The organism is Pelorhabdus sp. sgz311001, assembly GCF_055901755.1.
Window position 1 is genome coordinate 29400 of the sequence record NZ_JBVXUT010000006.1, and the last position, 13788, is coordinate 43187.

The window sequence follows — 13788 nt, forward strand, 5'->3', positions numbered from 1 at the left end:
TACAAGATTCTACAAACAAGAAAAGCTATCAGCTAGAATGCCTTAAAAGACGCGGCAATACTAGGCTGACAGCTCTTTATCAAAATGTCTACATCATGAAAACACTACCTTAACCAAGAACTTCTGCCAACGAAAAATAAGGGAGATTCAGCCCCTTAGCCACTGCTTCATAGGTGACTTTTCCTTGATACACATTGAGTCCTTTCGCTAAAAAAGCATCCTCTGAGAGCGCCTGCTCTAATCCTTTACCAGCAATAGATAAAGCAAAAGGTAGGGTAGCATTCGTCAAAGCTAAAGTCGATGTTCTGGCCACAGCCCCCGGCATATTCGCCACGGAATAATGTAAAACGCCATATTTACTATATACGGGCTCGCTATGGGTCGTCACCCTGTCAATTGTAGCAATCGATCCGCCTTGATCAATTGCCACATCAACAATCACAGATCCTTCGGCCATTGTCTGAACCATTTCTTCGCTAACGAGTTTCGGCGCTTTAGCACCAGGAATCAATACGGCCCCAACGAGAAGATCAGCCTGTTTCACCCACTGAGCAATGTTATAGCTATTTGACATAACAGTAACAATTCGACTGCCGAAAATATCATCAAGATAACGGAGGCGATCTAGCGAGCGATCAATGATTGTTACTTTAGCTCCCATACCAACGGCAATTTTTGCCGCATTCGTACCAACAATCCCGCCGCCGATAATCACAACTTGGCCAGGGGCCACACCAGCTACCCCGCCTAATAAAAGCCCTTTACCGCCATAGTGTTTTTCTAAAAATTGCGCACCGACTTGAATCGACATCCGTCCGGCAATTTCGCTCATTGGTGATAACAGCGGCAGCGTACGATTAGGTCCCTCAATGGTCTCATAGGCGACTCCAGCAACTTTTTTTGCCAATAATGCTCGCGTCAATTCTGGTTCTGGCGCCAAATGAAGGTACGTATAAAGGATCTGCCCTTCATGAAAGAGCTCATATTCCGGTGCTAAAGGTTCCTTAACTTTAATAATCATTTCCGCATCATCAAAAAGCTGCTGTTTATTCTTATAAATAACAGCGCCAGCTTTTACATATTCTTCGTCGGCAAAACCGCTGCCGACTCCTGCACTTACTTCCACCAGTACTTTGTGGCCAGCTTCCTGCAGTGCTACCGCTCCTGCTGGCGTCAAGCCCACGCGATTTTCATTATTCTTGATTTCTTTTGCTACTCCAATGATCATCGTAAAACCTCCCTTATGATTAAAACGTCAAGCTCCCCATCTACCTATATTAAATATTCGCAAAAACCATGCCAAAAAAAGTAGCCGTTTCTAATAGACAAAAAAAGCCTTTGTAAGGAAAAGTTTCCAGACTCCGGAACTAAAAAATTCCACTGGAATTTTTAGTTTCCAAAAAGGACTTTTGCTATGATTTAGCTAATTAGCACCTTAACGTAAAAGAAAAGAGTGATATCCTTGCGCTTAAAGCTGCCAAATATCGACCGTGTCGGCTTGATTCTTGATTTATCGCGTTGTCTCGCCGAAGAGCATATCAATATCATTTCCATGGAAGTTGAATTAAAAACAATTTATTTAGAGGTGGATATCACAAACCCTGACGAAAAAGAGAAAATCATGGCCAGACTACAAGAAATCGAGGGTATTTTAACAGTCAGCGAAATTGATCTTATGCCGCACCAACTAAAAGCGGAAGAAATACGCGCCGTCCTTACGGCCATTGGCGATGGCATTTTAAGCATTGATCAGCAGGGACGCGTTACCCAATATAACCCAGCCGCAGAACGCATTCTCCGTGTACCAGCCCACAAAGTAATCGGTCACCCCTTAAGCAATTTTCTACCAAAAGATATGGCCATTTTTGCGGCACTGCGCGCCGGCCATGTTTACAACAATCAGGAAGTCATCTTAGAAAAAACGAACAGTCATTATCTAACAAGCGGTCGACCCATTTTCGATCAGTCAGGACGCATTATTGGCGCTGTGGCTATTTTAAAAGATATCAGTGATGTTCGAGCCCTCGTCCAAACCGTAACCGCGCAACTCCCCTTGACCTTCGAGGAAATTACCTATAGCAGCACAGAAATGCAGCAAGTCATTACCTTAGCAAAAACCTATGCCCGCAGCGATTCGACCGTATTAATCCGTGGGGAAACAGGTACAGGCAAAGAGCTCTTTGCCAGAGCTCTTCATGCCGCTTCACCGCGCAGCCATAAAATTTTTATTCCCGTCAACTGCGCCGCGATTCCTGATACGCTCTTAGAAAGCGAATTATTCGGTTATGAAGAAGGCGCTTTTACTGGCGCCAGTAAAGGCGGCAAGCAAGGGCTGTTTGAATTAGCCCAAGATGGAACCTTATTTCTTGATGAAATTGGGGAAATATCCACCCATCTTCAGGCAAAGTTACTCCGTGTGCTTCAGGATAAAAAAGTCCGCCGACTAGGAAGCCCTCGCGAAAATTCAGTAAATGTACGAATTTTAGCGGCCACCAACCGGAATTTAGAAGAAATGATTCAAAAAAACCAATTTCGTGAAGACCTTTATTACCGCTTAAACGTAATTCCCTTATTTATTCCACCGCTGCGTGCCCGCCCTGAAGACATTCCTCAGTTAGCGCAAGTATTTTTAGATCGTTTTTCAACTCGTCTGCAAAAACAAGTAGACACCATTAGCGAAACAGCTCTCCAAAAGCTTCTTGCTTATAATTGGCCTGGCAACATCCGAGAATTAGAAAATGTAATAGAACGAGCGATCAACATTGTGACAGGAAATATTATCTTATCTGATCATATTATTCTCCACCATACACTTCCACCGGTATATGCAGCAGCAAATCAAGCAAAGAAAAAAAACAAGCTGCTAAAAGCCCAGCTTGACGAAACAGAAAAAGAAGTGTTACAGCTTGCCCTGAAGGAACATCATACTTCTCGACAGCTCGGCCTCGCACTAGGCTTATCCCATACAGCTGTATTAAAAAAATTGCGTAAACATAACTTAATACCCCTTAAAGAATAAACCGGCAGAGAGATCTCTCTGCCGGTTTATTACCACACTACTATTCGTTGCCGCTAAAAGAGCGGATATAAGGCGCAATGAAAGCATAATCCATTGCTTTCATCGTCACAGGCACCTTATCAATCCCAATAACACTGGCTAACTTAAATCTCGCACAAGATTCAAACGACGCTTTATAAAGCTGCGCCGGACACTGTTCCCAACATTGATCTTGATAGGGGCACATCGTCATCCCTCCAACTAAAACCACCTGTATAGCTTACTTTGGTCACAGGGAAAACAGTGATGTCCTATTGCTAGTATATGCGCCATTGTAAAAAATAATCAAAAACAAAAAAACTTCCCTATATAAGAGAAGTTTTTCTGCATTCATTCATGATTTGTAACACCGCTCGGCACATGGCCTGTCGGTACAACACGCGCTGCATTCACACAGTAAGTATGTTGATCATCAAAGAAAATATGTGGTGCAAAACTTTCTAATATATCAGCCTTATCAAGACCGCCAAGGAAGAAAGCCTCATCAACACTAATTCCCCAGGCACGCAGCGTTTTTATCGCCCGCTTATGAGCAGGCGCGCTCCGCGCTGTTACGAGAGCCGTTCGAATCGGTCGCTTATGAAACGGCTTATAAGCAGCCTGCAGACGATTCAAAGCCGCTAGAAAGGCTTTAAACGGACCTGGCGCTAACGGAATTTCTGATTTTTCCGCTTCGCTTTTTTTAAACTCTTCCAACCCCTGCTCCACATTGACACGTTCCGCTTCATCACTAAAAATTACGGCGTCACCATCAAAAGCGATACGAATTTCCCCATCGTCAGCGCCGTTTTTTTCTTTTTGCTGTAAATAGCCGCCGGAAAAAATCGTCGCACTGGCATAACCGTTTTGCAAAGCCAGCTTTACGTCCTCTGAATTCGCTGATAAAAACAGATCGGCTTTAAAAGCCTTTAAATACTTGTAAGGCGGGCGCCCTCGCGTAAAGGCGGCACGGGTAATATCTAATGAGCGCGTTTCAATGGAATTAAATACCCTAAGACCTGTATTCGGATCATTTTTCGAAAGCAAAATAATCTCAACCATATTTTGGCCTGTCTGCGGGTCTTTCAAGGCTAACAGTCGTTCAATCAGCGGAAAAGCTACGCCGCAGGCAAGTAATTCATTCTCGCGATCCATTTGAAATTTAGCATAGGCTTCTTCGCCCTTCTCTTCAAAGACCCGATTGCTTTCATCAAGGTCAAAAAGGGCGCGCGAAGAAATTGCAATCACTAATTTTCCTTCAAGCGTAACTGCCATACTGATCTCCCCTGCTGTAATAAATTACAATTGACGAGCTACCTGTTCAACCTGAGTAGCTGATGAGGCTAGCGATTGCATCGAAGCGGCAATTTCCTCTGTTGCAGCTGCCTGGCGTTCCGCTACTGTCACATTTTGATCAACTGTATGTTTCAAATTTTCGCCTTCAGCTTTAATTTTATTTAATATCACTTTAATATCCTTAACTGCATCAGCACTATTTACAGCCATCTTACGAATTTCCTCTGCTACGACGGCAAAGCCTCGGCCGTGTTCACCAGCTCTAGCAGCCTCAATGGCGGCATTTAAGCCAAGCAAATTCGAATTTGCTGCCACATCGCTAACAAATCGTAAAATTTCATCAGTATTTTTTACTTCTGTCGCTACTTTTTCGCCGATCTGTCCAATCGTTGCCAAGCCTTGCGACAAATGAGTGGCCGTCGCAGCAAGTTCTTGCGTTGTTGCTGTCATTTGTTCTGACGTCGAAGCAATGGTTTCCGCTACTTCCATTAAACCTTGCTGATTTTTTAAGCTAATGCCAAGAGCAATGCCCCCAACTAACTTTCCGGCTTCAAGAATTGGAAAAGCCGTTGCCTTAATCGGCACTCCATAAAGGTCTTTCGGAACAATCTTGCTAACAGGTCTCCCTGTATTCATGCAATCGCCCAAAGCTCCGCCTTTAGCAGCGCCAGTCCCTTCTTTTACCTGCATATCAAAGGTTTCTGCTGGAACAAATTTTACAATAACACCTTCGGAATTACAAACCATAACACAGCAGTCTAAAGGAATGATTTTTTGCATCATTTCCGCTGCTCCCACTAATGCGTCAAACTCTGATATGCCTGCCATTTTTCCACCTCATAGAGTAATAGATTTCTACTTCATTATAACATAAAGGCATACTAAATTTTACTTTACTGCTAAAATTTGCAGAAATACAACTTATGGAAAATGACTAGATATAGAGCAAAATAAAAAGGCCTCCGAAGATCGGAAGCCTTTTCTTTGAATAAATTATAACTGACGAGCTACCTGCTCGACCTGAGTAGCTGATGAGGTTAGCGATTGCATGGAGGCGGCAATTTCCTCTGTTGCCGCTGCCTGCCGTTCCGCCACCGTCACATTTTGATCGACCGTATGCTTCAAATTTTCGCCTTCTGCTTTAATTTTATTTAATATGACTTTAATATCCTTAACAGCATCTGCGCTATTTACAGCCATCTTGCGAATTTCTTCCGCTACGACAGCAAAACCACGGCCATGTTCGCCAGCTCTAGCAGCCTCAATGGCGGCATTTAAGCCAAGTAAATTCGAATTTGCTGCTACTTCACTGACAAACCGCAAAATTTCATCAGTATTTTTCACTTCTGTCGCTACTTTTTCGCCAATCTGTCCAATCGCTGCTAAGCCTTGCGACAAATGAGTAGCCGTAGCAGCAAGTTCTTGCGTTGTTGCTGTCATTTGTTCTGACGTCTCAGCAATTGTTCCCGCCGCTTCCATTAAGCCTTGTTGAGTTTTTAAGCTAATGCCGAGAGCAAAGCCTCCGACTAGTTTTCCAGCTTCTAAAATGGGAAAAGAGATTGACTTAATTGGCACACCATAAAGTTCTTTCGGAACAATCTTAGTGATAGGCTTCCCTGTGCTCATGCACTCTCCCATAGATCCGCCTTTAGCAATGCTAGTCCCTTCTTTTACCTGCATATCAAAGGTTTCTGCCGGAACAAATTTAACAATCATTCCACCAGAATCACAAACCATAAGACCGCAATCTAAAGGAATGATTTTTTGTATCATTTCTGCTGATTTCACTAATGCATCAAACTCTGATATGCCTGCCATATTTGCACCTCGCAAAGTAATAAATTTTGCCTTTATTATAACATAAAGGTATACTAATTTTTACTTTACTACTAAAATTTACAAAAATATAATTTATAGAAAATAGTCGTGTAAAGCAAAGAGACTTTCAGATAAAAATCTGAAAGTCTCTTCTTTGTTGGTGGGATTAACTGGACTCGAACCAGTGACCCCCACGATGTCAACGTGGTACTCTAACCAACTGAGCTATAATCCCATAATATTCACTTGTGTCAGAACACTTTTATATTATAAAGGATCTACCTCATAAAAAGCAAGCATTTTTTATGTAAATTTTATAAAAGGAAAACCCCTGCCGCAGCAAGGGTTTCTTATAAGCTTAGTATAAAATTTGGTTGGCAATAACAAGACGTTGAATCTGGTTTGTACCTTCATAAATCTGCATGATTTTAGCATCACGCATATAGCGTTCTACAGGATATTCTTTAGAATAGCCATAACCGCCAACAATTTGTACGGCATCTGTCGTAATCTTCATCGCTGCATCGGCGGCAAAACATTTTGCCATCGCCGCTTCTTTCGAAAAAGGCATATTTTGATCTTTCAGCCAGCAGGCTTTGTAAACCATTAATCTAGCGCCTTCAAGCTGCATAGCCATATCGGCAACCATAGCTTGTACTAATTGGAAAGATGCAATGGCTTTGCCAAACTGTTGCCGTTCTCTAGCATATTTCACAGCAAAATCAAGAGCGGCCTGAGCAATTCCTACAGACACAGCACCTACAAACGGACGAGCAGCATCTAACGTTTTCATCGCAATTTTAAAGCCCTGACCTTCTTTACCTAAACGGCGGGAAGCAGGTACTCTAACATTATCAAGAATCAGTTCACATGTATTGGAAGAACGAATTCCCATTTTTTCTTCGTGCTTGCCAACGGAAAAACCAGGCGTATCGCGGTCAACAATAAAAGCAGTAAGTCCACGAATCCCTGCTGATTTACGGGCATTCGCAAAAATAACAAAAATATCAGCAATGCCGCCGTTAGTAATAAAACACTTCGTACCATTTAAAATATAATCATCGCCATCTTTGGTAGCAGATGTTGCTACACTACCGGCGTCAGAGCCTGCTCCAGGTTCTGTTAAAGCAAAAGCAGCAAGTCTTCCCGAATTTAAAAAATCAAAGAAGTATTTTTTCTGCTCATCATTACCATGAATTAAAACTGGATACGACGCTAAGGCATTAGCAGCGATTGATGTTGCCACACCAGCATCGCCCCGGCCGAGTTCTTCATAAAGCATTGCAATCGTAAGCGCATCAAGACCTGGTCCATCAAACTCTTCTGGAACTGTTAAATTTAATAAACCAGCGTCATTCAGTGTCTGAATCAGTTCAGGTCTCAGTTCTGCTTTTTCGTCCATTTCCCGGGCGTAAGGAATAATTTCTTGAGCAACAACATCCTGCACCATACGCAGTAAGGCTGTTTGATCTGACGAAAGCTCAAAATTCATAGGAAACCTCCTAAATCGTAATCATACGGAATATGTAAATAAGCCAATATGCTTTATTGTAACAAAAGTTTACCGCCTATGGCAAGTAAAACCAGGCCGACTCCTTGGCGGATCACAAAGTGATTTTCTTCTAACCCAAATAGTCCAAAATGATCGATCACTAAAGCGGTCAAAACTTGCCCGACTATAATCGCTGTCGTTGCCGTTCCTACGCCAACGTTCGGAATACTTGCAGCCACAAGATAAACAATAAGTACCCCAAGCAAACCACCCAAGTATAAGTACCAAGGTACATTAGGCAGAGAAAAAGCTCCCTTACCAAGACGAAGGCCAAAAAGAGCTACACTTAGCACGATAAGACCAGTAGCATGAACAATGAAAGCCGCCTCTAACAGACCAACGACTTTACCTAAAGCTGCATTTAACGATCCCTGCACCGCCATTAGAATGCCTGATAAAAACGCAAGTATCATAAAGCGTCCACACTCCTACCATTTCTTACGAAATAGTATAGAAGCTTGGTAAACTTTCTATTCAGCTTATTCTAACCCTTTCAACCACTGGACCACAGCAACTCTAGCTTGGTCGGCTACTTCTTTAAACTGATGATCACCAGAGCGAATAATAACCAACTTTTTCGGCTCTAAGGCCGTTTCGTACATTTTATGAGCCTGCTGGACTGGTACGACTTGATCTTGATTTCCATGCAGCACAAGTACAGGTACCTCTCCCAATTCTTGCACATAACGAAATAAAGGATAATTGACAAAATCCTGTATAAAATCAGGCGTCAAGGTAAGTGAGCCGGTATCATCGCTTACTGTAATATTTTCACCCGCTGCTAATTTATTGTAGTCATCACCTAAAGCAAGGCGAAAGGTTTCCGGTAGATCGCCTGGCGTTGCCCACAGACACAACGCTTCAATCGCTTGATCTTGATGAGCAAAAGCTAACGAAGCGCTGCCGCCCATGCTGCGGCCTAAAAGATATAGTTTAGACCCAAGATTCTGCCGTGCATACAAAGCGGCATATCCGAGTTCCTCAATTTGACAAGACAACTTTTGACAAGGCGTGAATTTATAGCGAAGCACATGAAACCCGAGCTGAGCAACGGCTTCCGCTAATAGTTCAGCCCGACTTGTCCCATCAATCGACCCGTTAAAACCGTGAGAAATGATAAATACTTTCTCAGTTTTCGCCGAAGCTTCGTGCCAAATTCCAGCGAGTTCCCCAGTGTCGGTAGGAATCACAATTTCCTTCAATCCAGTTCATCCTCCTCAATGAATCTGCCTACGACAAAAAAAGTTCCGCGGCTTTTCGCTAACAGCTTGCCTTCTTCGCTAAAAATACCAGCGTCTACTACAATGGTGCTTTTCCCATGATGGAGCACTTCCGCCTTTGCCGAAATAGTCCCCCCTGGCCTAGCTCCCTGCATTAAGTTAATATTCATATCGACAGTAACGACTTTACTACCAAGGGTACCGCAGGCAACACCCATTGCTGTATCTGCTAGCGACGCCAATGCTCCACCATGAGCAATTCCATGCAGATTCGTATGTTTATCCATTACGACAGGCATGGTCAAGACCGCTTTACCACTTTCCAGTTGAACAAGCCGCATCTCTAACAACTGTACAAAGGGGTTTCGATCATAAATAAATTCCAAGTTTTCTTTCAAGCGGTCCATATACGCGTTCAAAGGGAATCCTCCTTATAAAATGGTGAAATGATAAAAAAAGAAACAGGCAAAATGCCTGTCAGTCACAAATGTATACAGTCACAATCTGCCTTCCAAAGGAAAGAGCTTCACCATGACTATCAAAAGCCAAATCAATAAAATTACCTCTTATGCTGCCGCCTGTATCATCAGCCACAGCAAAACCATATCCTGGTATATAAAGACGAGTTCCCAGCGGAATCACATTCGGATCCACTGCTACAAGGCCTCGCCGCAGTAAATGCCCCTGCGAGGTGTAGCTTCCGTTTCCGGGATCATAAGCTGAATAGCCTGTAGCATTCATTACTATCGATCGGTTATATCGGCTAATATCTGTACCTGCACGTTGTAAATAAAGAATCGTATCACGATTGATGACTCCATTTGCCGGTAAGTTGACACTGCGCTGAAAAGCAATCACTGCGTGAAGCGTCATGCCGCCAAAAACCCCATCAATCTCTCCCGTGTAGTAACCGGTTTCGGCAAGTAACTTTTGCGCATAATGCACATCATTGCCCCGCATTCCCCGTATAAGCGGCGTATCGCCAGGAGCGGCGAAAGTTACTGTCGACGAAACGAAAAGGACCAGGAATACCCATAGTACCACTAAAGCGTTTCTCATCGATTCACCTCTCTTTTTGCGCCCTCCAAAGTATTTCCATCTAAAAAAATGAAAAAACTTCAAAAGCGTCTAGCCTCCGAAGTTAGCTGTCGTGCATTGCCATGCATAAAAACTAACTGGGGCTGCTGCCTCCGGGGTTAGCTGTCGGATTCGGGCAAAAGAGAATAGTCAGAACGCCCTACCGCATATACGCGGATTCACCCCTATCTATATCGGTTCCCCCGTACTTATTTTTTAAAATAAGATTCGGCTTTTATTATTTTACTATAAAATTGTAAATTAGTCAATTTTCCCGCTATTGGAATCCCATTTTTTTCCTAAATACCTAGTTTTTCTGCTAAATTTTTATCCACAATTCCATTAGAAAGAAAACCGTTAGCTTCTTGATATTGTTTGACAGCGTCTTCTGTAGACCGTCCAAAAATCCCGTCGGCTCGTGATAATAGATAGCCCATACTTTGCAATTTAAGTTGCAAAATTGCCACATCAGGGCCTGTCATTTGATATTTTAGAACACGGTTGACTTTTTTGCGTCGATCTTCAATCCGTACAGTTGTGCCAATCGGGACTTTTTCAAAAAGCTCTTCCACATCTTTATTGCGCATACGAATGCAGCCGTGGCTCGTGAATTGACCGATAGACCAGGGTTGATTCGTTCCGTGAATGCCATAGGTACCCCAAGGTACATTCAGTCCCATCCAACGTGTCCCGAAACCGCTGCCCCAATTATAATCCTTCCAAACAACAACCCATTCGCCAATCGGCGTCGGCGTGGAGCTTTTCCCCACAGCAATGCGGTATTTTTTGATAAGCTGGCCATTATCATAAACTTCTAAAATCCGTTCCGCCACTTTAATTACTAAACTGACGGAACCGCTTGGTTCGATCGGCCCTGTCTGATCTTCCAAGGTAAAATCTAGCTCATCGAAATAGTCATAGCTTACAATCCCTAGCGCAAAGGTTACTAGCAGTAATAAAACCGTTCCATAAAATAGAGTCGGTCTTGTCAAACGAACTGTCATTGCCCTCACTTGGATGCCCCCTTGAAATTGCTATTCAAAAGATCATATGCCAAAAGACAATGCCATATCCCCATAAAAAAAGAAGCCGGTATAAATACCGACTACTTCAATACATAAATTTGTACATTTTTGATGCCATAATCTAAGGCATCCTGACGATTCGGGAAAAATAAGTCAATATGGTTGCCCTTGATTGCACTTCCCTGGTCATTGGCAATTCCATAGCCATAGCCTGGAATCCAAAGTTTGGTTCCCATCGGAATGACCGCAGGGTCGACAGCAACGATTCCCTGATGCAAAGGATTGCCAAAATAATCATAATTTCCCCAATGCCCATTATCAAGCGTACCGGGACCATAGGCCGTAGTCATCACCGAAAGAACCTTACTGTAATCGCTCGGCGCGCCAACAGGTGCTGAAGTAGACGATCCTGTTGCAATAGACGGCTCCAGTTTGGTTTGCCCAAAAAGCTGTGTCAAAGCTTGAATACTATCTTTATAAGGAGCTAAAACGCTACTGACTTCCTTAATAAGTTCGGTTTGGACCGATTGCTGCAAGACCTCGCTCACTTTATTGCCGCTTACTACCTGAGGTAAAGCAGCAGCCGCTTGGCCGCTCGGGATTTGACTTGCCGCAACAGTTTGCGCGAGAGTCGTAAGAATATCTGCCTTTTTACCTTGCTCCAGCTTTTGTTTTAAATTTAGGATCTGTTCAATGCTCTGCACGGTCTGATTGGAAGCCTGCCCAGCCAATAAAGCCACAAGCTGATCCGCTGGAGCGCTTGCCTGAGCCTGCTCTAGGGCCAGCACAGAAGTAGAACAATAGACCATAGCAGTAACTAAAATAACATGTATAGTTCGTTTCATTCAGGCACTCCTTTCACACAAATTTAATACCATCATACCATTGAGTTTACATAAATACTAGACGGTAATATTTCTCATGTGTAAAAGGAGTGCTTGTTTTTTAGCTGTTCAAACTATTTCGCTTGTTCATATAGCGCTTCTGTCAAAATCTCTACGCCATATAAGATATCTTCGGTTGCGGCGTATTCTGCCGGATTATGGCTGATCCCTTCTTTGCAGGGAATAAAAATCATAGCGGTCGGCGTAAGTTTTGCCATATGCATGGCATCATGACCAGCGCCGCTGTGCATTTGACGATAGGCCGCTTTTTTGCGGCGGCAGATTCCCTCTAACAGACCAATCATTTTTTTGTCAAGCTGTACAGGTCGATCAGACGTAAGCACATCAATCGCCACAGGCGTCTCCTCTTCTTCTGCCAAGTTGCTGATAAAATCTTTCAAATCCTGAATTGAAGTAAGAATACTTTCCGAATCAACGCCGCGAATATCAATTCCCAGTTCCACTTTTCCTGGCACAATATTCATTGCACCAGGTAAAACCGTTGCCATCCCTACTGTTCCAACCGTCCCGCAATAAGACTGTTCTAACGCAATTTCCCGCACAGCTAATATAATTTTCGCCGCACTAACTAAGGCATCACGACGACATTCCATAGGTGTCGCCCCAGAATGGGCCGCTTGCCCCTCGATGGTTACTTTAAGACGCGTTGGTGCTGCAATGGCCGTAACAAGACCAATCTTTTCCTTGGCCGTTTCTAAGATAGCGCCCTGTTCAATGTGAAGCTCTAAAAAGCATTTAAATTCATCACGGCTTCGGGCAGCACTGCCTAGATTCTCAATAGAAAGCCCTTGTGTAGCGAGAGCCTCTGGCAAAGTAATACCTTGCTTATCTACAGCCTTTTTCCAAGTATGTATCGGCAGAGATCCAGTCATTACTTTACTGCCAATTGTGGCAAACCCAAAGCGTCCGGCTTCTTCACAAGCAAAGACAATCACTTCTACTGGATGGGTAAGTTGACCTTTCGCCTGAAGTTTCTTCACGGCCAACAGCGAAGCAACAACCCCCGCTACGCCATCATACTTTCCGCCTGCTGGGACAGTATCAATATGGGATCCTGTAGCTACGACTGGAGCCGTTGCATCGCTCCCTTCTAGCCGGCCAATAATATTACCGGCAGCGTCACGGCGAATCGTTAATCCTAAATTCTGCATTTCTTTTATAATATACGCGCTAGCTGCTTGATCGTGCTGTGTATAAGCCAGACGAGTCACGCCTTCTCCCGGTTCACTAAAACCAGCCAAAGCCTCTATGCGTTCTTCTACCCAAGCTTTATCCATATAAGCGCCTCCTTGCATTAATGCCTTTCTTTTATTATAAACTGAGAAACATAGTATAAGCAAAATAAAAGATACCGATTAAGCCAAACGCGCCGCCCATATACCAATAAGCAGCCGTCTTATTGATGGACGCCAGTGATGTTAATAAAATTCCGACTTGCAAAAAAATCAAAGCTTGTCCAAACATACTGTTAAAAACTTTGGCCTGATCGCGCTCTTGTTCAAACTTTTTGGCATCAGCCATGATCTCGTCTTTTTCTTTTGAATAACGCTGAACTGTCTTATCATATTCAGCTATTTTTTGCTGCAGTGCTTCATTCGAAAATTGCCCCAACACTAACAGCATCATATCACGTTGTGTCTGATATTCCGTCTCTTTAATTCCCTTAGCTTGATAAAAATTCCACTGATCTGACGCTTGATTTTGCATGAGAACCATTTTATTACCATACCCAGCCGCTTTGAACGATGCCAGAGTAGCTACTACGGCTAATATAACGGTAGTAATAGCAATAAGCGTTGTCAGTTTCTCTTTTACATAATATTGATGCCATTTTCCTAGGTTCATACCTATCGCCCCT

15 protein-coding genes, 1 tRNA gene and 1 riboswitch are annotated in these 13788 nt (G+C 43.3%); of the genes, 1 reads left to right on the plus strand and 15 read right to left on the minus strand.

What is annotated here, in order from left to right; translation table 11 throughout:
- Positions 1–109 precede the first annotated feature (109 nt).
- Positions 110–1228, minus strand: coding sequence for an alanine dehydrogenase (ald, locus tag AC0MXB_RS14770; protein ID WP_474040492.1), 1119 nt, complete (start codon positions 1226–1228; stop codon positions 110–112).
- Positions 1229–1453: 225 nt separating this feature from the next.
- Here ald and AC0MXB_RS14775 point away from each other — a divergent pair, with 225 nt between their 5' ends.
- The gene (locus tag AC0MXB_RS14775; RefSeq protein WP_474040493.1) at positions 1454–3019 is read left to right on the plus strand and encodes a sigma 54-interacting transcriptional regulator; all 1566 of its coding nucleotides are present in this window, start codon (positions 1454–1456) and stop codon (positions 3017–3019) included.
- Positions 3020–3059: 40 nt separating this feature from the next.
- Here AC0MXB_RS14775 and AC0MXB_RS14780 read toward each other — a convergent pair whose 3' ends face one another.
- The 14 genes from AC0MXB_RS14780 to AC0MXB_RS14845 form a co-directional block, all read right to left on the minus strand.
- Complete coding sequence (locus AC0MXB_RS14780; protein ID WP_474040494.1) at positions 3060–3245, minus strand: hypothetical protein; 186 nt, start codon at positions 3243–3245, stop codon at positions 3060–3062.
- Positions 3246–3388: 143 nt separating this feature from the next.
- On the minus strand, positions 3389–4312 hold the full coding sequence (locus AC0MXB_RS14785) for a 5'-nucleotidase (RefSeq protein WP_474040495.1): 924 nt from the start codon (positions 4310–4312) through the stop codon (positions 3389–3391).
- 24 nt (positions 4313–4336) lie between these two features.
- A complete protein-coding gene (locus AC0MXB_RS14790; RefSeq protein ID WP_474040496.1) occupies positions 4337–5161 on the minus strand; it encodes a methyl-accepting chemotaxis protein in 825 nt (274 codons plus the stop codon).
- Positions 5162–5326: 165 nt separating this feature from the next.
- A complete protein-coding gene (locus AC0MXB_RS14795; protein WP_474040497.1) occupies positions 5327–6151 on the minus strand; it encodes a methyl-accepting chemotaxis protein in 825 nt (274 codons plus the stop codon).
- Positions 6152–6309: 158 nt separating this feature from the next.
- Positions 6310–6386, minus strand: a tRNA-Val gene (locus AC0MXB_RS14800).
- Between the two features lie 123 nt (positions 6387–6509).
- Positions 6510–7643: an acyl-CoA dehydrogenase family protein gene (locus AC0MXB_RS14805; protein ID WP_474040498.1), complete on the minus strand. Its 1134-nt coding sequence runs from the start codon at positions 7641–7643 to the stop codon at positions 6510–6512.
- 53 nt (positions 7644–7696) lie between these two features.
- Positions 7697–8116, minus strand: coding sequence for a DMT family transporter (locus tag AC0MXB_RS14810; RefSeq protein WP_474040499.1), 420 nt, complete (start codon positions 8114–8116; stop codon positions 7697–7699).
- 66 nt (positions 8117–8182) lie between these two features.
- On the minus strand, positions 8183–8905 hold the full coding sequence (locus AC0MXB_RS14815) for an alpha/beta hydrolase (RefSeq protein ID WP_474040500.1): 723 nt from the start codon (positions 8903–8905) through the stop codon (positions 8183–8185).
- Positions 8902–9342 carry a PaaI family thioesterase gene (locus tag AC0MXB_RS14820; protein ID WP_474040501.1) on the minus strand — a complete coding sequence of 147 codons (441 nt, stop codon included), beginning with the start codon at positions 9340–9342 and terminating at the stop codon, positions 8902–8904. Before AC0MXB_RS14820 ends, AC0MXB_RS14815 begins: the two co-directional genes overlap by 4 nt.
- A gap of 58 nt (positions 9343–9400) precedes the next feature.
- Entirely contained in the window at positions 9401–9982 is a 582-nt protein-coding gene (locus AC0MXB_RS14825; protein WP_474040502.1) for a 3D domain-containing protein, read from the minus strand.
- A gap of 111 nt (positions 9983–10093) precedes the next feature.
- Positions 10094–10244: riboswitch (cyclic di-AMP (ydaO/yuaA leader) on the minus strand.
- Between the two features lie 55 nt (positions 10245–10299).
- A complete protein-coding gene (locus tag AC0MXB_RS14830; protein ID WP_474040719.1) occupies positions 10300–11004 on the minus strand; it encodes a L,D-transpeptidase family protein in 705 nt (234 codons plus the stop codon).
- A 101-nt stretch (positions 11005–11105) separates the two neighbouring features.
- Entirely contained in the window at positions 11106–11870 is a 765-nt protein-coding gene (locus AC0MXB_RS14835; protein ID WP_474040503.1) for a 3D domain-containing protein, read from the minus strand.
- Positions 11871–11983: 113 nt separating this feature from the next.
- Positions 11984–13207, minus strand: a complete 1224-nt coding sequence (locus AC0MXB_RS14840) for a M20 family metallo-hydrolase (protein WP_474040504.1) — start codon at positions 13205–13207, stop codon at positions 11984–11986.
- A 34-nt stretch (positions 13208–13241) separates the two neighbouring features.
- Positions 13242–13775 carry a DUF4337 domain-containing protein gene (locus AC0MXB_RS14845; protein WP_474040505.1) on the minus strand — a complete coding sequence of 178 codons (534 nt, stop codon included), beginning with the start codon at positions 13773–13775 and terminating at the stop codon, positions 13242–13244.
- Positions 13776–13788: the final 13 nt, after the last annotated feature.